Annotated in this window: 19 protein-coding genes and 3 pseudogenes; 15 read left to right on the plus strand and 7 right to left on the minus strand. The window is 45.5% G+C overall.

The window, feature by feature from the left end:
- Positions 1 to 82 precede the first annotated feature (82 nt).
- From JCM19039_RS06355 to JCM19039_RS06400, 11 genes and pseudogenes are all read left to right on the plus strand, one after another.
- Positions 83 to 1,300: a hypothetical protein gene (locus tag JCM19039_RS06355; protein WP_042425075.1), complete on the plus strand. Its 1,218-nt coding sequence runs from the start codon at positions 83 to 85 to the stop codon at positions 1,298 to 1,300.
- Between the two features lie 1,034 nt (positions 1,301 to 2,334).
- Entirely contained in the window at positions 2,335 to 4,275 is a 1,941-nt protein-coding gene (locus JCM19039_RS21730; RefSeq protein WP_052398573.1) for a gamma-glutamyltransferase, read from the plus strand.
- A pseudogene (locus JCM19039_RS27840) lies at positions 4,266 to 4,403 on the plus strand (gamma-glutamyltransferase); the annotation flags it as partial. The gene JCM19039_RS21730 and the pseudogene JCM19039_RS27840, both read left to right, overlap by 10 nt.
- Positions 4,404 to 4,473: 70 nt before the next feature.
- The gene (locus JCM19039_RS26375) at positions 4,474 to 5,004 is read left to right on the plus strand and encodes a gamma-glutamyltransferase (RefSeq protein WP_042425081.1); all 531 of its coding nucleotides are present in this window, start codon (positions 4,474 to 4,476) and stop codon (positions 5,002 to 5,004) included.
- Complete coding sequence (locus JCM19039_RS06375) at positions 5,001 to 5,369, plus strand: S-layer homology domain-containing protein (RefSeq protein WP_042425084.1); 369 nt, start codon at positions 5,001 to 5,003, stop codon at positions 5,367 to 5,369. The genes JCM19039_RS26375 and JCM19039_RS06375 overlap by 4 nt, the downstream gene beginning before the upstream one ends.
- A gap of 100 nt (positions 5,370 to 5,469) precedes the next feature.
- Positions 5,470 to 6,126 (plus strand): hypothetical protein, encoded by a 657-nt coding sequence (locus tag JCM19039_RS06380; RefSeq protein ID WP_042425087.1) that lies wholly within the window; start codon positions 5,470 to 5,472, stop codon positions 6,124 to 6,126.
- Positions 6,127 to 6,210: 84 nt separating this feature from the next.
- Positions 6,211 to 6,765, plus strand: a complete 555-nt coding sequence (locus tag JCM19039_RS21735; protein WP_052398574.1) for a helix-turn-helix transcriptional regulator — start codon at positions 6,211 to 6,213, stop codon at positions 6,763 to 6,765.
- A gap of 65 nt (positions 6,766 to 6,830) precedes the next feature.
- Positions 6,831 to 7,445: a lysoplasmalogenase gene (locus JCM19039_RS06390; RefSeq protein WP_042425090.1), complete on the plus strand. Its 615-nt coding sequence runs from the start codon at positions 6,831 to 6,833 to the stop codon at positions 7,443 to 7,445.
- A gap of 10 nt (positions 7,446 to 7,455) precedes the next feature.
- Positions 7,456 to 8,403, plus strand: coding sequence for an alpha/beta fold hydrolase (locus JCM19039_RS06395; protein WP_042425092.1), 948 nt, complete (start codon positions 7,456 to 7,458; stop codon positions 8,401 to 8,403).
- Positions 8,400 to 8,732: a hypothetical protein gene (locus tag JCM19039_RS27170; RefSeq protein WP_307190174.1), complete on the plus strand. Its 333-nt coding sequence runs from the start codon at positions 8,400 to 8,402 to the stop codon at positions 8,730 to 8,732. Before JCM19039_RS06395 ends, JCM19039_RS27170 begins: the two co-directional genes overlap by 4 nt.
- Entirely contained in the window at positions 8,720 to 9,373 is a 654-nt protein-coding gene (locus JCM19039_RS06400) for an NAD(P)-dependent oxidoreductase (RefSeq protein ID WP_307190175.1), read from the plus strand. Before JCM19039_RS27170 ends, JCM19039_RS06400 begins: the two co-directional genes overlap by 13 nt.
- Here JCM19039_RS06400 and JCM19039_RS06405 read toward each other — a convergent pair.
- Together JCM19039_RS06405 and JCM19039_RS06410 are read right to left on the minus strand one after the other, a co-directional pair.
- Positions 9,354 to 9,746, minus strand: a complete 393-nt coding sequence (locus JCM19039_RS06405) for a CrcB family protein (protein WP_052398575.1) — start codon at positions 9,744 to 9,746, stop codon at positions 9,354 to 9,356. The two genes, JCM19039_RS06400 and JCM19039_RS06405, sit on opposite strands and share 20 nt — an antisense overlap.
- Positions 9,712 to 10,104, minus strand: a complete 393-nt coding sequence (locus JCM19039_RS06410) for a CrcB family protein (RefSeq protein ID WP_042425095.1) — start codon at positions 10,102 to 10,104, stop codon at positions 9,712 to 9,714. Before JCM19039_RS06410 ends, JCM19039_RS06405 begins: the two co-directional genes overlap by 35 nt.
- A 153-nt stretch (positions 10,105 to 10,257) precedes the next feature.
- Between JCM19039_RS06410 and JCM19039_RS06415 the strand changes: the two genes are divergently transcribed.
- Positions 10,258 to 11,457, plus strand: a complete 1,200-nt coding sequence (locus JCM19039_RS06415; RefSeq protein ID WP_042425098.1) for an MFS transporter — start codon at positions 10,258 to 10,260, stop codon at positions 11,455 to 11,457.
- 511 nt (positions 11,458 to 11,968) lie between these two features.
- Here the strand turns inward: JCM19039_RS06415 and JCM19039_RS26380 are convergent.
- The 3 genes and pseudogenes from JCM19039_RS26380 to gnd form a co-directional block, all read right to left on the minus strand.
- Positions 11,969 to 12,967, minus strand: a complete 999-nt coding sequence (locus tag JCM19039_RS26380; RefSeq protein WP_052398576.1) for a gluconokinase — start codon at positions 12,965 to 12,967, stop codon at positions 11,969 to 11,971.
- A pseudogene (locus JCM19039_RS21740) lies at positions 12,967 to 13,329 on the minus strand (FGGY family carbohydrate kinase); the annotation flags it as partial. The gene JCM19039_RS26380 and the pseudogene JCM19039_RS21740, both read right to left, overlap by 1 nt.
- 77 nt (positions 13,330 to 13,406) lie before the next feature.
- The gene (gene gnd / locus JCM19039_RS06425) at positions 13,407 to 14,306 is read right to left on the minus strand and encodes a phosphogluconate dehydrogenase (NAD(+)-dependent, decarboxylating) (protein ID WP_042425101.1); all 900 of its coding nucleotides are present in this window, start codon (positions 14,304 to 14,306) and stop codon (positions 13,407 to 13,409) included.
- Between the two features lie 232 nt (positions 14,307 to 14,538).
- Between gnd and dgoD the strand changes: the two genes are divergently transcribed.
- Positions 14,539 to 15,687 carry a galactonate dehydratase gene (gene dgoD, locus JCM19039_RS06430; RefSeq protein ID WP_042425104.1) on the plus strand — a complete coding sequence of 383 codons (1,149 nt, stop codon included), beginning with the start codon at positions 14,539 to 14,541 and terminating at the stop codon, positions 15,685 to 15,687.
- Positions 15,688 to 15,721: 34 nt separating this feature from the next.
- Positions 15,722 to 17,070: pseudogene (locus JCM19039_RS06435) on the plus strand (GntP family permease).
- Positions 17,071 to 17,218: 148 nt separating this feature from the next.
- Here JCM19039_RS06435 and JCM19039_RS06440 read toward each other — a convergent pair.
- Positions 17,219 to 18,067, minus strand: coding sequence for a MurR/RpiR family transcriptional regulator (locus JCM19039_RS06440; protein WP_193744161.1), 849 nt, complete (start codon positions 18,065 to 18,067; stop codon positions 17,219 to 17,221).
- A gap of 237 nt (positions 18,068 to 18,304) precedes the next feature.
- Between JCM19039_RS06440 and JCM19039_RS06445 the strand changes: the two genes are divergently transcribed.
- Positions 18,305 to 19,402, plus strand: coding sequence for a hypothetical protein (locus tag JCM19039_RS06445; RefSeq protein ID WP_042398055.1), 1,098 nt, complete (start codon positions 18,305 to 18,307; stop codon positions 19,400 to 19,402).
- Between the two features lie 337 nt (positions 19,403 to 19,739).
- On the opposite strand, the gene JCM19039_RS06455 is transcribed toward JCM19039_RS06445, so the two are convergent.
- Positions 19,740 to 20,063, minus strand: a complete 324-nt coding sequence (locus tag JCM19039_RS06455; RefSeq protein WP_042425113.1) for a hypothetical protein — start codon at positions 20,061 to 20,063, stop codon at positions 19,740 to 19,742.
- Positions 20,064 to 20,119: the final 56 nt, after the last annotated feature.

Consider the following 20,119-nt stretch of genomic DNA (forward strand, 5'->3'; position numbering starts at 1 on the left):
ATTTCCAGATAAAGTAGATTCTGAACACGTTTTCGTATAGAATCAAGTTGATAATGCTCAGACGAGGCAGGTGAACGAGCAAGTGAAACGCTTTCTACTATTGATGGGTTGTGCAGCCACGCTTGCTGCCTGTACCGTTGAGGAAGAACAATTTGAACCTGAAGAGCAGGAAGAAATTGATGAACATTCATATGATTTTGGCTCATTTGATCGCTTTACGAGCACATCTCCTGCAGAATGGATGCAGGCAGAACCTGGTAATTATCATACAGAAGATTTTGATGATGAAGAAGTGCTTGAAATACTAAGAGAGTCTGCGGAATTAGGAGTGTCGGACGAAGAACTATTCTATCAGATGCTGGACCTTGCAGCTTTTGATTACCGGGACGATTACACGTATTTCATGCAATTTGATGAAATTCAATCAGAAATTACATCTGTAGGGGCAAACTTGATGGATGAAGGCATGCAAGTGAACATCCACTTGCTTTATGATGCCAACATCGGCACAGATGCTGACGTTGAAGTGTTAGGGCTTTTACAAGATTTCATGCAGGACATGCCGGACGATACGAATGTATCGCTCTTGAGCTACGGTGCGGAGGCAGAGAGTGGCGAACGTTCATGTGACAGCATTCATGAGATTCATCCGCTTGACCGTTACGATGAGCGTCTACTTCAGGAGGGCAATGCCATTGAGCCTGGAGCATCGATTCCACTCTCCAGTGCACTGAATGAAGTTGAAGTTCATTACAGTGATCATGAAACAACAATCGTGTATGTGATTGCTTCTGGAGCGGATACGTGTGGTGGCGATCCGGCTCATGCAGCTGAAATGTTAGATGCTGTCGTCCATGTAATTGGGTACAACGTCGACCCGAATGAACGGGAGGCTCTTGAGAGCGTTGCATCTAGCAGTGAAGGTACATTTACACACGTGGAGGAAGTCGAAGGTTTCCAGCGCGTGATTCAAGAAGCGTCGATCTACACGATTCAAGCGTGGAGAGATTGGCAAGTTGAATTCATTGAAGACAAGCGGGCACAGCAAATGGAACATATCGATGAATCTAGGGAACGGCAAGATGAGATGAATGAACGAACGAGAGAAGAACAAGATCGCCTTCGCCATTTAACCGATCAGCTCGAAGAAGAAGGCTATCGTGTCAATGGGGCATACATTCGCTCCATGATCAATGAGCGAGCCGTGTCCCTTCGAACGTACATGTTTGAAACAGCAATTGAATTTCGAGACGAAGCGTTTCAAGCAAGCTTAGATCCGATTGAAGAAGATCAAGAATAGACGTGAACAAAAAACTAAATCGTTTTTCACGATTTTCAGCTCCGAGAGCGACGACGAGCGCATAATTTTGGTGGTTTATAGGAGATCGGCGATCTAGATCGTACCCGAAATGATCTATATAGAATGAACTTAACATTTTCTTGACTTGCACTGTTGGGTTGGAGGGGTAGCGCGGTGCTAGGTGCCATTCTGCGCGCTAGTTTCCCCCATCTGCGCGCATGTTTGCGCTTTTCACCGATTTTAGCGCCGATTTCACCAAACTTGCGCGCAGATTCCAGGCTGAAGTGCCAACGACACGTCGGCCCCAGCGGGGCCGAAACGAAACCACACTCGGTTCGGCGTGGCTCGCGTCGACGTCCTGTGGGTACTTCGACTCGGGGATGTACACGTGACCCGGTAATCTGTTACCGAGTTCGCTCATTCTGTTCCCTAGTTTATGTGAATAGTCCACTTTTCCTGGGATTTCCTCCAACTTGAGAACAGATCGGCCGCAACTCGAGTACAGTTCCCATTTGACTAAGCCGACACCGGTTCTTTAGGAGATGCTTTCGTTCAACATATACAGATCACTTCAGATCGTTATAGAGCACTGCTTCCCTCACTCTGTGCGATCTATGAACGTTTGTTTCTATATAGACTTATTGACCCTGTGTATCCATCTAAACCTCAAGAGTTAACAACCATCGGCACCTCTGGTGCCGAAGATAATCCGAACGAGACGTCGGCATGACTCATGCTGACGTCTCGTTTGCCTTTATGACAAAAAAGGTCGTAGAACTTCTTACGCCGAGCGGAAAGAACGGAGGTTTGATGCAGGTTCAACCTCAAGAACTAGTGAATTTAATTATTGCAACCCATCTAGGTATGCGTATGATGGGTTTTTTGTCCCTCATAATCGTAAATCTAACGGCCTGGAAACATTATATCTTCCTAAAAATTGACTATTTTTTTCTACTTGCTAGGGAAGAATACCTGTTATAGTATGCCTATATAGGAAGTAATCATCAATTTATGGAAGGTATTGGAGGGTTTTGATGAAACGACGACATCAAAAGTGGGGAAGTTTAGTATTACTCGGCGGTGTGATGGGTGCCACGCTTGGAGTGGATTACGGGCTTGCAAACAGCCCCCATGAAATGTCAGGCTTTGGTGGGGCGGTATCTTCTGAAGACGAGCATGCGAGTCAAGCGGGGATGGATATGTTAAACAACGGCGGCAATGCTGTAGATGCAGCGATTGCAGTTGCAGCCATGCAAGGGGTTACCCGCCCGTACTCTGGAGGTATTGGTGGAGGCGGAGTGATGAACCTATACTTAAAAGAGACAGATGAACATATTATGATTAATAGTTTGCCAGTTACGCCAGCGTCTTTTCATGATCGTACATATTTTAATGAGCAAACCGGTAGTTTGTACAATCAAGCGACTCGTACGAGTAGTGGAGCGGCTTTCTCAATCCCGGGTACGGTCAAGCATTGGGAGCATGTGATTGAGGAATACGGTTCTTTTCCAATGGAAGATGTGCTAAGTCCGGCCATTGAAGTGGCGAGGTCGGGGTTCATTGCAGATGCGAATTATGTGAGTGAAACGAATCGACATGCGGATCGATTTCAATTGTTCACCTCTTCTAGAGATTTATTTTTAGACAATGGTTCGGTTCCAGCAGCCGGAGATACGATCACGAACCGTGACTTGGCTCGTACATATGAATTAATTGCGGAGCACGGGGCAAACGTTTTTTATGATGGAGAGATTGCGGATGCTATGAGACATACCATCAATGAACCTCCGACGGTATCTAATCCGAGTTTGAACGTATTAGCGGGAGATGTGACGAGCGCTGATTTTTCAAATTATGAAATTATTGAAGAGGAGCCGATTCACTCTACCTATCGTGAATATGATGTATACGGCGCACCACCTGCTTCTAGTGGTGGTGTGACGATTGCTTCAATGTTGAACATGTTAGAAAATGAAAACCTATCAAACATGTCCAAAGAGGACGCATATCATTATTATTTGGAGTCCAGTCGGTATGCGTTTGCGGACCGAAGAGCTTATTTAGGGGACCCGGAGTTGTCAGATGTCCCTGTCAATGAGCTTCTCTCGGACTGGTATACGCAATTTCGCCACAGCCAACTAGGTGAGCGAGCTGCGATCGGTCAAGTGCCGCCAGGTAACCCACGAGGTGCTTTAGAAAGCTCACCGAACTTGGCGTATGATTTTGATGAGGAAAACGGACAAGAATGGTCGAAAGAAGCGTTCTATCGATTAGATTATGGTCCGGCGAACAGTCCATTTGATGCCGCGTTCAACGTGCGAAATGGGAAAGGGGAGATTTCTCTATCAGAGCGTTTGCCGACACGCGGCAGTGCGTATGGAAGGGCAGCGGCGAATGTAGAGCCTTCGTATGAGCAAGAGGTTCGCTTAACCGTAAATGCCGACCATACCGATAGCGACCAGCGATTGCGGCTATTTTTAGCAGGTGACGTTTGGCAGTCTGGAGGCAGTCAACCTGAGAATGGTTACGGACTAGAACTGCGTCTGGACCGGGATGAAATCCGTCTGTTTAGCATTGTTGATGGGACGAGCCATACATTGCAAACGACTTCTTATGCTTTAGAGGATCGCGAGCATGAGCTGGCGTTCGTTCACACGAACAATCACTTGTATGCAAAAGCTTGGGCATCAGAGGAAGAAGAGCCTCGGGATTGGACATTGTCTTCGATGTTGAGTGGGCCAATGACGATAAACCAGCCAGGAAGATTTATGCTGAGTGCCATTAACTTTAGTTACGATAATACGCAGCAGTTTTCCCTAGATCGTGTGAATGTCCGCTCATTAAACAATGACCGTGCCCACACGCTTCGCTCTGAAGAAGAAGCCGAACCGGCAGAGCGTCAAGAGTTACCAGATGAAGATGCGGATGGGTTTGAAATTGAAGAAGAACGAAGCATGAATCGACCATTCATTTAGCCACATCTGACGCTGAAGGAAATGTCGTCAGTTATACGAATACGATCGTGTCGATTGGCGGCAACGGCATGGTTGTGCCTGGGTACGGGTTTCTATTAAACAACGACGCGTACAACCGCATCCCTACTGAACACCCAACTCACCCGAACTACCCGCAGCCAGGGATGAGAACGCTCAGTAGCATGAGCAACGATTGGGATGAAAGACGGGAACCCTGTCGTCACCGTCGGCGCACCGGGGAGCGACACGATCATCACGGCGGTCGCCCAAATCTTAATGAATTACTTAGATCGAGACCTGTCGCTCACCGAAGCAATTGAAGAACCGAGAATTACGCAAAGAAATAATTTTAACGCGCACACTGAATTCGAAGGACGATATGAAAGTGAGACCTCTGACCTTAGAAGGGCGTTAGAAGAGCGGGGTCATATCGTTCGCGAAGGTCTGCACGAAATCGGAGCGGCGACAGGCATTGCTTTTCATGAAGATGGTCGGGTGAGTGCAGCAGCAGAGGCCGAGCGTCGTGGCGGTGGTTCTGCACTCGTGCAACAACTGTTTTCGGATGTGCCTCCGGATACATTTGCGTACGATGCCATTATGAATTTAACTGCGCAGGGCATTCTAACCGGGTATTCTGACGGCACGTATCGACGGTCGCAAGCCGTGAATCGTGGGCAATCGGCTCGCATTATTGCCCGAGCACTCGAGCTGCCATCCCAGAAGAGGTGACCGAGTCACCGTTCGCTGACGTACCTGCGAGCAATGTGTATGCCGATGTAGCGACTGTCATGAAAGAAACAGGCATTATGGTTGGTCAACAAAACAATACGATTTTTAACGCTGGCGAAGGTTTGACGAGAGAGCAAATGGCGAGTGTTCTCGTCAGAGCCTTTGATTTGGAGTCGCTCGGAGGGGATCCAGAAGTGATTGACTTGAACGACAGCTCAGATGTACACCGAGAAAACATTTTAATTTTAACCGAGCATGGAATTACACAAACCGAAGACCAGCGCTTCCGTCCACGGGAAGTTGTGAACCGTGGTCAAATGGCATTGTTTATTGATCGGATACTGACAAACGTACATGCAGAATAACCGTTGTGGTCACACACCCAAGATCGGTGTGTGGCCGTTTCGCATTATAATCAGAAGGTTATGATATGATATCAGAAGACATTCACAAGGTGGTTAGCGGATGACGAACAGCGGAGGAAAGCCAAATGTACAGGTTGCGTATGAGATCGGCATGTTCTTTCTTGCTGCTTTTTCGGTCTCGACGCTTTGGGTAAATACGGGCGTGGACGATTATATTGTGTGGGGAACGTGGGCGGTGTTTTTTGTTGATTTCCTCGTGCGTATTATAAAAAGTGAAGATCGTGTGGAGTTCCTGAAGGCAAACCCGCTTATTGTTGTGGCTGCCATACCGCTAGATGCTGTTTTTCAACTGGCAAGGTTCGCAAGAATCTTGCATCTTCTGCGACTGAAAACCATTACGAAATACTACACAATGCCACTTATTAAGTTTTTGAAAAAGCAAAAACTGTACGTTGTGTTAGGAGGGGCGACACTCTTCATCTTATTGCTCGTCATTCCCCTTTACGTTGCGGAAAGTGAGCTTTCCTCATTCTTTGAAACGATCTACGTGAGCTTCTTTTCCGTTGTTGTCTTCTATGCGGCTGGCTTTGAACCTGAAACGCTCATCGGCATTATTATCACCGTCATCTATTCAATTCTCGGTGTCATGCTACACGGGCTTATCATTAGTACGGTGTTTGACCGCGTGTTCAATTCTGATTGGTTCCAAACGTACTGGCAAAAAGCGAAGAAAAAGAAGGAAGATATTGCGTCGTGAACCAACGGTTGTCACGGGCAACGAACGGTTCATCGCTTAAAGCAACAACTTGCCGTAAGGTGGTGGAGAAGGAGGAGAGAGCTAATGAAATTACATGAACACATTCGTCGATTAAGAATGGAACATGGCCTTTCTCAAGAGCAATTAGCGTTAAAGCTCCACGTCACGAGGCAAGCGGTCTACAAGTGGGAGAACGAAAAGGCTTATCCCGATATTGAGAGGCTTGTGGAGTTAAGTCGCATTTTCGATGTGACGATTGATGAGTTGGTAAAGGGAGACGCGCAGTTTCGAGAACGAATCAAGGTGAGGAACCCTCTTCTGAAAAATACGTCCTTTCTTTCCTCGTTGCCGTATTTTAGCATTACAATTCTTCCTGTGATTGGTCCGGTCGTTGCCATGGCTGTTGGAGAGGAAGAAATCAAGCGGCATGGCAAGCGCGCGTTGTTGCCGCAAGTCATATTCCTCGTGCTCATCGTTGTGTTTGCGGTGTTTATATTGACTGGACCGTTGTTTTCTTTTTCTGATTCGATGTTTATGACGATTGCATTGATCTGTTTTAGTTTGTTGTTCGTATACACGGTTTCTGCAATCGTTTGGTCGTGGTTGCAAGGGATCGCGGTTTTGCGAGTGCGGGATTAAACCGTTGATGAACGGCGCGTTACAGGGGATAATGAAGATACTGACCGGGAAGGGGGTGTGTTCTTATGCAGCGTCTGACAGGTTTGATCTTATTGATGAGTGCACTTTATATTTTCATTATTCCTTTACTAAATGTATCCACACATGTTGTCGTTCTGTTCAAAATTATTCCTATGGTCCTTATTATTATTTATGGTCTTAACATTCGCACAAAAGGCTCGGGTGTGCTCGTCATGATTGGCGTCACGGTCTGCACAGTGGCAGATGTGGCGATCGCGTATTCATTCATCGCTGGACTTGTCATCTTTTTGATCGGCCATTTATTTTATATTCCTGCGTTTTGGCATGCACGAAAAAGAGAGGCCAATCGTGTATTCGCTGTCGGAATTATTATTATTTATATCGTATTGATTGGCTTTTTTATTATTCGTGCTTTAGTAGAATCAGGGGACATGAATATGGTTGTTCCTGTCGTATTATACATAGGAGTCATTGGTTCAATGGGAATTACGGCAATGCTTACGAGAAACCGTTTGGCGATTTTCGGGGCAGCTTTGTTTATTATTTCCGATAGTTTCTTGGCGTGGAACCGCTTCGTAGAACCTTTGGAACCGTCGCATGTTCTTATTATGGCAACGTATTATAGTGCACAGTATTTTATCGTAAAGAGCAGATTGTAGGAGGGTTTGGATGTTTACACAAAAAGAGTATGTGGAGATTGACGGACATGAGCATGGGATGATTATTGAAGGAACGGATAAAGAAAATCCATTATTATTGTTTGTACATGGGGGGCCAGGGTTTCCTGAATATCCATTAATGGCCGCTGAAAAACTAGCTTGGCTTGAAGATGTGACGGTCTGTTATTGGGACCAACCAGGTGCGGGCATGTCTTATAATCCGAAAACACAAGGAGAGCTTTCGATTGATCGTTACGTGAACGATTGTTTAGCAATCACGAAACATTTAAAACAGCAATGGAAACGCGAGAAGATTTATTTGTTCGGGCATTCATGGGGAAGTATGATTGCCTGTTTAACCGCCCATGCACATCCCGAGCATTTTCGTGCGTTGATTACATCGGGGCAGATGGGTAGACATCGTGAATCAACGAAAGATACGCTCAAGTTTTTGGAACGAAGTGCAGCGGTTCGTGGAGAACATGGGGTAGTAAAGCGCGTCAAAAAAGTGAAAATAGATGACACGTTACATGAAAATGCCGATTACCGAATGCTGCTTGGAAAAGTGAATAAGTACGGCGGCGGGATGAAGAAAAACGGCTACTCAAACACGAACAGCCTCGTTGATATTATGAAATGTCGTGCGTACACGTTGCGGGAACGAATGAACATTTTGCCTGGTGCGGCGCTTACGTATAAACAAGTCGGGAAAGAAATGATGGACGTAGACGTGGCCGAACGAACGAAACGTTTTGAAATGCCTGTTTATATTATGCACGGACGGTATGATTACCAGACGAGTCTTTTGGAAGCCGAGCGCTTCTTTGAAAAGATTGATGCCCCGCATAAGGATTTCAATGTGTTTGAGAATAGTGCGCATACGCCGTTTATAGAGGAACAAGATAAGTTCATACAACTTTTTCAACAGATCTTGCAAAATGATGGAGTGACGTCGTGAAACCTTACGTGTTTGTCGGACATCCGATTGAACGAGAGACCCGAGACTACCTCGAGCAACATTGCGAGCTGGCGGTTTGGAATGAGCCCAACAAAAAAGTACCCGCGGAACGTTTGCGTGATGAGTTGCAACGAGCAGAAGGAGCGATGCTCACGTCGACACGAGTTGATGCTCAGCTGTTAGCCGATGCTAAGAAGCTAAAAGTCGTCAGCACGGTTAGTGTCGGTTATGATGCGTTTGATGTCGCCGCGTTTCAAGAGTACGGGGTGCTCGCGACCCATACGCCTTATGTGCTCGATGAAACAGTGGCTGACTCGTGCTTGGCTTGATGATTTCTTCGAGTCGTCGCATTGCGGAGTTACATGAGTATATTAAAAAAGGTGAGTGGCAGCCGGAACCAGACAGTACGTTCTTTGGCCAAGATCTGCATCATCGTACACTCGGCATCATCGGCATGGGGCGCATTGGCGAAAAAGTTGTCAGACGTGCCCGCCTCGGATTTGAGATGGATGTCGTGTACCATAACCGCAGTCGTCAACCGGAAGTGGAGCAAAATTACGAGGCGCAGTATATGGAATTCGATGACCTGCTCCAACATGCTGATATTGTCGTTGTGATGGTTCCGTTAACAGAAGAGACTACTGGGCTCATTAGTACACGGGAATTTGGGCTTATGAAGCCGACGAGTATACTCGTCAATGCCGCACGCGGTCCAGTCGTAGATGAAGATGCGCTCGTTACCGCGTTACGAGAGAAACAAATCTTTGCAGCGGGTCTAGATGTCTTTGATCAGGAGCCACTGCCGGCGAATCATTCGCTTATGAGATTGGATAACGTCACACTAACTCCGCACATCGGGTCGAGCACATATGCAACGACGAGAGAGATGGAGATGTGTGCGGCGAAAAACCTTGTGCAAGCGTTACAAGGAGACACACCCCAGGACTTGATTAAAGAATTGAAAGACTGAGCCCGATAAGAAAACCGACGACGGATCCGAGTAAAGTTAGGCTCACGTAAATGAGTAAAGGGAGGTAGCGACGTTGCTCGAGGAGCTCCAGTGCTTCCACACTGAATGTCGAGAACGTCGTGAACCCTCCGAAAAATCCGATGGCAATGAGTGCGTGTACAATACTTTCGTCTGTTGTTGACCATGCATACCACGCGCCGAGGCCGAAAGAACCTAGAATGTTTACGATAATCATCGCAAGAGGGACCGGTGTGCGGGGTGTTTGGCGTTGAATGGCATTGCCAAGGATCAGCGCAAAACCGCACCGGCAGCTCCTCCGATAAACACAGCGAATACGGTCATTGATTTGCCCCTCCTGCCCATTTTTGTCCACACACCAACCCGCAAAATGAGAAGCAGATGCCTCCAACGAGTGACACGATCATATAGACGCCAGCGAAAACCAGGTGCTGGTCTGTGATGAGAAACACCCCATCCGCAGCAAAGGCGGACATTGTTGAGAGCCCCCCACAAAAACCAACGCCAAACCCAGCGCGCAACCATTCGGGAAACGAGCGGTTGAGCACCGCACCTACGAGTGCCCCGAGCAAGAAGCTCGCAATGAGATTTACGATGAGCGTGCCTAACGGACCGTGCGTGATCGGACTCATCATATGGATGCCATAACGCAAGCTACTGCCGAGCCCGCCACCAATCGCAACCGCACCGATCAAGATGGATTGTTGTTTCATTGTTGAGCCCCTTCTTTTTTGCCGTTTGCTTCATTTTAGGAAGAAATGAACGCTCGTACGAACGTAAATTAATTGTAAAAATTCTGAATATATGTTAATTTTAGTTGCGAGTGAATGACTCTAGATGATGCTTTTGCAATGGAGTGGTAACGAATGTTCTCAAGAAATTTTAACATATTATTATCAGGTGTATTCATTAAAAGTTTTGGTAACGGGATTTATGCCATAGGGGGGATGCTACTCGTATTTTTGCTGACGAACGATCCGCTTTACAGTGGAATTACGTTTTTTCTCGTAAATATCCCTTCTGCATTAGGGTTCTTAATATCCCCTTTAGCCAACCTAGTGAACTATAAAGTGGCGTTGTTCACTTGTGAACTTGTGAAAGCCGTTTTATTAGCATCCATTCCTTTATTGTTCTTTTTTGATGCTTTACACGTTTTTTTACTCATGTTTATTATGTTCATTGTGTCAGCCATTTCCCAATTTACATATCCGATTGATAGTACACTTGTGCCAAATATCGTTGGTGGCGAGAATGTCGTAAAAGCGAATTCCGTTGTTAATATGATTAGGGAAAGTATGGATATTATTTTTTTAGGGATTGCCGGTGTGATTATTTCAGTAGCAGGTTCAGCAATCGCCCTACTCATTACAGCGATTTGCCATTTCATTGTTGCGGTCGTCTATCTGTTTTTTAAGGATATTAATTTTAATGAAACAGTCGAAAAAACAACCGGAAAAATGTCGTATAACCTCAAACGGTATACACAAGATCTGCGGGAAGGCTTTACATGTGTGAAAGACACCGTGCTCATTCACATTTCAATTAGCGCATCGATGGCGAACTTCTTTGTCGGCGTGATGTTGGCCAGTTTACCTGCCTTTTCACTCATTCATGGGGGTACGGAAGCGTTCTATGGCTATTATATGATGGCAATGATGTTAGGCTTTTTAATCGGTTCTCTAGTAGTCAATAAACTTTCGAGATTCAAAATGGGTACGCTAACGATCGTATGTTTTAGTCTGTCGTCGCTCAGTTGGATGGGAGCAAGTGTATTGCCAGTCTGGTTCTCGATTATTTCTTATGGAGTAGGATTTATTTCTTTAAGTATCATTAACATCCTATTCTTTTCTGTTATCCAACAAAAGATTCCTTCTAACTTAATTGGTAGAGTGATTACCGTCGTTACGAGTGGAGCCGCAATATGTATGCCTTTAGGTGGGATGCTAGGCGGCCTTATCGCATCCCAATTTGTACCCGCCTATGCCATGTTTATTGGCGGAGGGGGATTCTGCTCTTTTCGCTATATTGGTTGCTATACAAAGGATTACGCAACTTACATACAGTGAATGATATTGAACTGGTCGTTGATGAAGAGGATAACAAGCTTGCTGTAAATGAGTAAATTGAATAATTGTGCGATGGGATTTTATTGGGTACTTCCCCTTAGTTGACGTTGCTTACTGAAAAACGTATCTCCGTGTTTCGCTTGGTATAAATAAAGAATTCCATCATAGGCAGGATCTATGATGGAATTCTCATAAATATCGAGCCGTTTTTTGCAGGAACCCCCGCATAGAAAGGCGATATTCCCACATCAGTGGTTCTATGTGGGAATAATTGACGAATTTACCGCTCCATGTTGTTGGAATCCCCACATAGGCAGGACCCGAGGGTTCGCGTTAACGAGTGATCCGCTTATTTTTCAGCACCTATTATTGGTCGCTGTTTATAAAGCGTAAAAAACCCATTTCTAAAAAATGCAGAAATGGGTAGGGTAGAAAAGTTATCGACTAGCTGTTGCCGCTTGTTGCAAACGATACAACCGCTCGTAATGGGGAGACAAGCTCCGAATCAGTTCTAAATATAGCGAGCTATAGTCGCGGTAGGTGGTTGCAGTTGTTGCATCTGGAACAACCGTCTCTTCTTGAGTTTTTCGATCTTTAAAATGAGAGAGCTGCTCAATGTCCCGAGTGTGTACATGCTCAAGATCACAGCGCCGAATGCCGAGCTTTCATAAGAGGGTGAGAAATGAAGCGGTTGATCAAAAATATCCGCTGCCATCTGTTTCCACGTCTCTGAGCGGGAGAACCCCCCGGAAGCGTAAATGGCGTTTGGAACTCCGATCAATTCTTGCAGGGCAAGCAAGACGCTATAAATGTTGAACGTGACCCCTTCTAACGCAGCCCGAATCATATCTTCGCGCGTATGGGTGCGGGTGAGTCCAATATAAGATGCGGTCGCCTCCGGGTTCCAAAGAGGCGCACGTTCACCGGTCAAAAACGGCAAAAAGAGTAAACCATTTGACCCTGCCGGTACACGTTCGGCGAGTGATAGCGCCGCCACTGTCGCGTTCTCGCTCGTCATGGTGTCATCTTTAATGAGTTCTTCGACAACCCATTGAAGGGCAATGCCACCATTGTTAATCGGACCGCCAATAATCCATAGGTCGTCGGTCAGCAAGTAGCAGAATGTCCTGCCTTTGGCGTCCACGCGCGGCGCGCTAGATGCACTTCGAATCGCCGCACTCGTTCCGATTGTTAGCGCTACTTCCCCTTCATCAATGGCGCCAACGCCTAAGTTGGACAGAACACCGTCGCTTGCTCCGATAATGTATGGAATCTCTTCTCTATAGAACGTATACGAGGTCGAGACAAGCTTGGGAAGTTGATCGAGTGAAATGCCTGCATAGGCGACAATGTCTTCATCCCACGCGCGTGTGTGAATGTTCATCAGTCCGGTAGCGCTTGCAATCGACTCGTCCATCACAAATTCCCCGAAAAGTTTAAAGAGGATATATTCTTTAATCCCAACGATTTTTGCGGTTTTTTCAAGCAATGGTGCTTGATGATCATTCATCACACGAGCTTGGCGAACGGAGACATCGGGTGAATCGGTGTCCCCGTACGTTCATAAAAATCCTGCCCCCGCTCCGTCTGTTGCAGCGCTTTCGTTTCTTTTGCGCTTCGTTTGTCCGCCCATGTGATCAACTGTGTCAGAGGTTCTCCTGACTCATCGACACACATCATACTGTGCATAGCAGAACTAAAACTCACCGCACGCATACGCGTCCCTTCGTCTGCCCGAAACGCAAGTGCTTGCTCGAGTACGCCCATCGTTTTCTCATAGATGAGGTTTGCATCTTGTTCGGCGGCGTCCGGAGTCGGGCTTCGCATCGGGTATGTCTCGTACGCTTTGAATCTCTCCGCCCCTTGTTGATCGAATACAACGCTTTGACGCCGGTTGTTCCAATGTCCACGCCGATATAATGATTGTCCACGTCAATCACCTGCTTCCACTACTCTTTTTTCTCAATCGCATGACCGCCAAACTGATGGCGTAATGCAGCGACTACCTTTCCGTGAAACGGGTCGTCATCTAGTGAGCGGTAGCGCATCAACTGCGACATTGCAATGACAGGGGCACTAGCTTGATAGTCTAGCGCCGCTTCTACTGTCCATTTGCCTTCTCCGGAAGAATGCATCACGCCTTTAATACTCTCTAGTTTTGGCTCGTCTTTAAATGCTTCTGCGGTTAATTCCATTAACCATCCGCGAATAACAGAGCCGTGATTCCACATGTCGGCAACGCTCTCGTAATGATATTCAAATGGCCCTTTTTCGAGTAGCTCAAACCCTTCGCCAATGCTTTGCATCATTCCGTATTCGATGCCATTGTGAATCATTTTTAAATAGTGTCCGCTACCGACTTCCCCAGTGAGTAAAAATCCATTCTCAATTGTAATGGCTTCAAAGACCAATTTGACGCGATCGGCTGCCTTCTCATCCGCGCCTACCATTGCACAGAGCCCATTTCTAGCACCAGAAATACCCCCAGACGTCCCACTATCTGCAAACAGAATTCCTGTGTTTTTAAGCTGTTCATGACGACGCAACGTATCGCGGTAATGGGCGTTTCCAGCGTCGATAATGAGGTCATCGGGTGCTAGTTTTCCGCGTAATTCCTGAAATACGTCTTCGGTAATATCTCCAGCAGGCACGAGCAAAATGAGGGTGCGCGGGGTCTCAAGAGCGTTCAGGAGATCATCAATCGTTTCCGCGGTCCCGCCACCAGCTGCCTGCAATGTGCTCCTTGCTTCCGGTTGTTGGTCCAATCCAACAACATCGATGTTACGATCCATAAGCTGTAAAGATAGAGGCAGTCCCATCTTTCCAAGCCCAACAATGCCTACCTTCATAAAAACGCCTCCAAAGTAATGGTGTTGTTTGTATCTTATTAAAATAATTTTCATTTGTAAATGAAATAAAGAAAATATATTTCATTTTTAGCCACATAGTGGTAAGATGCACTCAATCGTGTTGAAAAATAAGCAGAAATAAAATGATAGGTGAAACTGTTTTAATAATTTCAGATCGAGAAGATGAATTTCTGAAAGCGTAACCACGAATGGAGAAAGGAAGTGACGAACGATGAAAATCGTAAACTATGAATTGTTTCAAGTACCCCCACGTTGGTTGTTTCTAAAGATCGAGACAGACGAGGGGATTACCGGTTGGGGGGAGCCAATCGTTGAAGGACGTGCGGCAACCGTAAAAGCTGCCGTTCATGAATTGATGGAATACGTCATGGACAAAAACCCACTTCATATAGAAGATCATTGGAATGTGATGTATCGCTCTGGCTTTTATCGTGGAGGTCCGATTCTCATGAGTGCAATTTCTGGAATTGATCAAGCGCTCTGGGACATTAAGGGCAAATACTATGGTGCACCGGTCCATGAATTGCTCGGCGGTAAAGCAAGGGATTCCATTAAAGTATATTCCTGGATTGGCGGAGATCGCCCTGCAGATGTTGGGCAAGAGGCGAAGCGTGTCGTTGATCGTGGGTTCACAGCGGTAAAAATGAATGGAACGAACGAATTGCAATACGTCGATTCCTACGAAAAAATCGATCGTGTTTTGGAAAATGTCGCTGCCATTCGTGAAGCGGTGGGTCCTTATATTGGTATTGGCATCGATTTTCACGGGAGAGTCCACAAACCGATGGCGAAAATCCTTGCAAAAGAGCTTGAACCGTTCCGACCAATGTTCATTGAGGAGCCCGTTCTCCCTGAAAATAGCGAAGCGTTGCGAGAGATTGCAAACCATACCGCCATTCCGATTGCGACTGGCGAAAGAATGTATTCAAAATGGGATTTCAAGACCCTTTTGCAAGACGGTTACGTAGACATTATTCAGCCAGACCTTTCGCATGCCGGTGGCATTACGGAAAATAAGAAAATCTTGTCGATGGCAGAAGCGTTTGACGTCGCCGCCGCACCGCATTGCCCGTTAGGGCCGATTGCACTTGCTGCGTGCTTACAAGTGGACGCAACGTGCCACAATGCGTTTATTCAGGAGCAAAGCCTAGGTATTCATTATAACCAAGGGTCCGATTTACTGGACTATTTGGCCGATACGAGCGTTTTTAACTATAAAGATGGGTATGTTGATATTCCGAATCGTCCAGGTTTGGGGATTGAAATCAATGAAGCGCATGTAAGGAAAATGAGTGAACAAGGTCACAACTGGCGAAATCCGGTCTGGAGACACACAGATGGCAGTGTTGCCGAATGGTAAGGAGTATTAATACGAAAACAAAGGGTAATTCTCCATGTCAGGCGTAAGCTTAATAATTATTACAATTTTAGGTATCGGCTTACTTTTATACTTAATCATTCGTTCCAAAATGCAAGCGTTTTTGGCGCTGTTATTGGCGAGTATCTTCATTGGACTAATGACCGGTATGGATCCGTTAGCACTGCTTGAAACGATCGAAGAAGGAATGGGGGGTGCACTCGGATTTATCGCCATTGTCGTCGGTCTTGGCGCCATGTTTGGTGAAGTGCTCAGGACATCCGGAGGAGCTGAACGGCTGGCGTTCACCCTCATTGATACATTTGGCGAGAAACGGGCGCAGTGGGCCCTCGGGTTTACAGGCTGATCGTCGCCATTCCAGTATTCCTTGACGTTGCCCTCGTCATTTTAATTCCAATCGTCTACAGTTTGGCGATGCGTACCGGCAAGTCGTTGCTTTTTTATGCGATCCCGCTGCTCGCTGGATTGGCGGTGGCACATAGCTTTGTGCCACCAACGCCAGGGCCGATTGCGATTGCATCAATGTTAGGTGTTGACTTAGCTTGGATGCTCCTTTTCGGGTTTATTGCAGGAATACCTGCCATGATCGTCGCAGGGCCACTATTCGGTCGCTTTATCGGCAACCGTATTCACGTGCCTGTGCCTGAACACATTCGCGAACGTGCAGAAGCAGAAGAACAAGCAACCGGTGACCTTCCTTCGTTTAAGTTAATCCTATTTATTATCTTGCTGCCACTCATCCTTATTTTAACGAATACAGCCGGAGAGCAAATCTTAAATGAAGGTGTGTTCCAACAAGTGTTAATGTTCATTGGACACCCGTTCGTCGCTTTAATCATCGCAACGCTTTTCGCTCTGCATTTCTTAGGTCGCAAACGTGGCCTTACTAAGCAACAGCTACAGGATATGTCAACGAAAGCGTTGGAGCCGGCAGGGATCGTGATCCTTATTACCGGAGCGGGTGGGGTATTTAGTGAAGTGCTCATCCAAAGCGGTGTCGGTGACGTCATGGGAGACATGATGGCCGCATCTGGGTTCCCGCTCGTGTTGCTCGCCTTCTTAATCGCAACCGGGGTACGCGTTGCCCAAGGTTCAGCAACCGTCGCCATGCTAACTGCGGCGGGACTCATCTCGCCAATCGTTGGCCTTGTTGACTTATCACAACCATCGCTCGCGCTCATCGCCGTTGCCATCGCCTGTGGTGCGACCGTATTATCTCACGTGAACGACTCAGGTTTCTGGCTTGTTAACCGTTTCCTCGGCATGTCAGAAAAAGACACACTCAAGTCTTGGACCGTAATGGAAACCATTATCGGGGTCGTCGGATTCCTTGTCGTATTCGCACTCAGTTTTTTCTTTAACTAAGTACACATACAAACCCCATCATAGCGTGGCTATGATGGGGTTTGATATTTTTAAGCCTCATGATGATGTTGGGATTGGGTATGGGTTTTGTCGAAAACGTGCACATACGTGTCGATTAGAGGTCATCAAAGTTGCTCGTGATCAATGATCAATACCTCTTCGTCGCGATCGACTCACGAATCTTGTCTAAGTTTGTCAGTGTTGTATCTTTTAGTTGCAGTGCGGCGAGTACATACAAAACATCGATTAAAGCGAGTTGTACCATACGGGATGCCATCGCTTCAGAACGAAAAAGCGATTCCCGCGCGCTCGTCGGTAACGTGTAATCCGCAGTTTTTGTTAAAGGTGACGAAGTGTGCCCTGATATCGCAATCGTCGTTGCGCCAGCGGTTTTGGCGGTCTTTAATGCATCAACAACATCGCGGTTACTGCCGCTATTTGAAATGCCAATGGCGGTACTGCCTTTTGAAAGCAAAGACGCGCTCATCATCTGCTGATGACTGTCGCTAAACGCTTGGATCGGAATGCCAAACCGCATGAATTTGTGGTATGCATCTTCGGCAACGACGCCGGAGCCACCGGAACCGTACAAGTCAATGCGCTCGCTTTTCGTAATCACTACAGCTACTTGTTGCAACGTTTCTTCATTTAAAAGGGCAAGTGTGTCATCCATGGCTCGTTTATGTTCAGTGAATATTTTCGAGGCGAGTGTGCCGACGTCATCTTGTAATGAGATGGATTCGTGAATATTCGCCTCCTCTTTCACAATCTGCCTAGCTAAAGATATTTTCAAATCTTGAAAACCTTTATACCCAAGCCGTTTACTGAATCTAGAAACTGTGGCATCAGCAACACCACTTGCTTCTGCCAGTTCCGAAATTGAAAAATAAACCGCTTGATCTGGAGCGGAAAGAATGTAATCTGCAACCTTTTTTTCTTTGTCCGATAAAGAAGAATAATAAGAGCGTATCGTTTGTAGAGAGGCATTTGCAGTCAAAATATTCCCTGCTTTCATTCATGTAGTGTACCGCAGTATAGCATAATTGAAGATTAAGGGACAAAATCAGCGCGAAATCGCATAGAAATCTGTTGCTTTTTGGTAGAAAAGAAAAATTCCGCTCACATCAACTAGGAATATTTACTCAATTATATTGAAAAATTCTTACTTTATAGTAAAATAGATATTAATTCTAGGATTTTAAGTAGATTAAGTTTTAAAGGGGGACATAACAGAATGAGCTCATATGTATCCCCTGCTGACCTCGTGTCAACCATTGGAAACTGGTACCATGCGATCATTCGACGAGACGTAGAAGCAGCCACACGATTAAAGAAAGTTGTAGAGGAGTTGCTTATCAAAGAGAGTGTGGAAGATGAAATATCACTTTATTATGAGCTAACAGACTTTAGACATATGCTGATCTCTGAAAATTATTCAGAGGGTGATTATTTCAACAAAATTCAAGTAATAAATAGTTTGTCTACTGTAGAAAATTCATCATTAAATTGTTTAACGAATTTTCTTTATGGTCAGTATGAATTTTTGCAAGGGAGCTATGCTAGAGCAATTCGTTACTATCAGGCTACAGAAAGTGAACTTGATCAACTTGTTGACCCTTATGAAAAAGCAGATTTTTATCATAGGATGGGTGAGACTTACTACAGAATTGACCAGTATGTAAGTGCAATTCATTATTTAGAACTTGCTTACAAGACTTTTAAAGAAAATCCATTGTTTACGGAACGTGCTTTGAACAGTCTTATGTTACTTGGGTGTGTGTACGCAGAGATGAGAGAATTTACTGAAGCAGAAAGTTTGTTTAGTAAAGTATTGCAAGATTCTAGTCATTTCCCTACTACGCATGCTTTTGCCCTTCGTAACTTCGGTCTTAGCTTGTTACAATCAAATAAGCTAGAAGGGGCACTAGATTACTTTACTCAAGCACTAAAAACCGGAAATCATTGGAATACCTTTGAGGGTACGAAGACAAAGTATAATCTGGCACTTGTGTACTTCAGGTTGCACCAACTTGAGGATGCAAAAAATTATTTGAAGGTTGCCATGACCGAAGCCGAGAAATATGGTAACACGGAATATATTGCAAGATGTAAGATTGTTAAAGGGCTATATTTAGAAAGTAATATGGAACTGGTTATGTCAGGATTTAAGATTTTAGAGAATGGTAACTTTTATTTTGAATGTGCAGAAATGGCAAATGAGGTTTCTGTTTATATGGAAAGAACTGGTGAGAATCAACAGGCATTTAGTTTCTTAAAAAAGGCCCTTGAGTACCGTAACTTTCAATTAAAATCTAGGAGTGATATATCATGAAAAAACTTATAATTACTTTTGCTTTTGCGCTAGTTGTTAGTTCATCTGCATTTACACTTGAAGCCAGTGCAGACAAGTTCATCAGTATTCTCAGAAGTATCACCACAAGATAAAGGGTCATCAGTATTTTCAGAAGTATCACCACAAGATAAAGGGTCATCAGTATTCTCAGAAGTATCACCACAAGATAAAGGGTCATCAGTATTCTCAAAAGTATCACCACAAGATAAGGGATCATCAGTATTTTCAGAAATATCACCACAAGACAAAGGATCATCGGTTTTTAGATAATTGTATGACTAAAAACCCCTACCGCATCTACTGCGGTAGGGGTTTTTCAGGCTCTGCGTGCTCGGACGTTAATGACTGTTCCGAACAATCCTTTGCCTATTAGAATAAAACTCATTGCTGAGAAGAGCGCTGCGATAAATGGAAGGCTAAACCCGATGACTTGGCCCGGGACGCCAGCGATCAGTGTGGACGACTCGTGTAAAGAGGCGCTGAGTACAAATCCTGACATGTAGGCGGACGTTAATAACAGAATTGGAGATGCTGTGAGTAGTCCTAATCCATAAAGCAGCGTCTTATTGGCACGCTTGATCATTGCATAGGTGAGCAATAAGGAGGCGAGGATTGTAAAAGTAATAAGTGCAATAAACATGAATATCCCCCTTAAAAGACACTCTGTACATCGTAGTATGAAAGTGCTGTTTTGAA

It is taken from the genome of Geomicrobium sp. JCM 19039 (assembly GCF_000698145.1).
In the GTDB taxonomy this organism is placed as follows: Bacteria; Bacillota; Bacilli; order Bacillales; family Marinococcaceae; genus Geomicrobium_A.

What these genes read in the sequence shown, in the direction of transcription:
- JCM19039_RS06415 (WP_042425098.1), top strand. Translation starts at nt 10,258, where the DNA reads ATGTTCTCAAGAAATTTTAACATATTATTATCAGGTGTATTCATTAAA.
- JCM19039_RS21730 (WP_052398573.1), top strand. Translation starts at nt 2,335, where the DNA reads ATGAAACGACGACATCAAAAGTGGGGAAGTTTAGTATTACTCGGCGGT.
- JCM19039_RS06390 (WP_042425090.1), top strand. Translation starts at nt 6,831, where the DNA reads ATGCAGCGTCTGACAGGTTTGATCTTATTGATGAGTGCACTTTATATT.
- JCM19039_RS06445 (WP_042398055.1), top strand. Translation starts at nt 18,305, where the DNA reads ATGAGCTCATATGTATCCCCTGCTGACCTCGTGTCAACCATTGGAAAC.
- JCM19039_RS06410 (WP_042425095.1), bottom strand. Translation starts at nt 10,104, where the DNA reads ATGAAACAACAATCCATCTTGATCGGTGCGGTTGCGATTGGTGGCGGG.
- gnd (WP_042425101.1), bottom strand. Translation starts at nt 14,306, where the DNA reads ATGAAGGTAGGCATTGTTGGGCTTGGAAAGATGGGACTGCCTCTATCT.
- JCM19039_RS26375 (WP_042425081.1), top strand. Translation starts at nt 4,474, where the DNA reads ATGAAAGACGGGAACCCTGTCGTCACCGTCGGCGCACCGGGGAGCGAC.
- JCM19039_RS06395 (WP_042425092.1), top strand. Translation starts at nt 7,456, where the DNA reads ATGTTTACACAAAAAGAGTATGTGGAGATTGACGGACATGAGCATGGG.
- dgoD (WP_042425104.1), top strand. Translation starts at nt 14,539, where the DNA reads ATGAAAATCGTAAACTATGAATTGTTTCAAGTACCCCCACGTTGGTTG.
- JCM19039_RS21735 (WP_052398574.1), top strand. Translation starts at nt 6,211, where the DNA reads ATGAAATTACATGAACACATTCGTCGATTAAGAATGGAACATGGCCTT.
- JCM19039_RS26380 (WP_052398576.1), bottom strand. Translation starts at nt 12,967, where the DNA reads ATGAATGATCATCAAGCACCATTGCTTGAAAAAACCGCAAAAATCGTT.
- JCM19039_RS06380 (WP_042425087.1), top strand. Translation starts at nt 5,470, where the DNA reads ATGACGAACAGCGGAGGAAAGCCAAATGTACAGGTTGCGTATGAGATC.
- JCM19039_RS06455 (WP_042425113.1), bottom strand. Translation starts at nt 20,063, where the DNA reads ATGTTTATTGCACTTATTACTTTTACAATCCTCGCCTCCTTATTGCTC.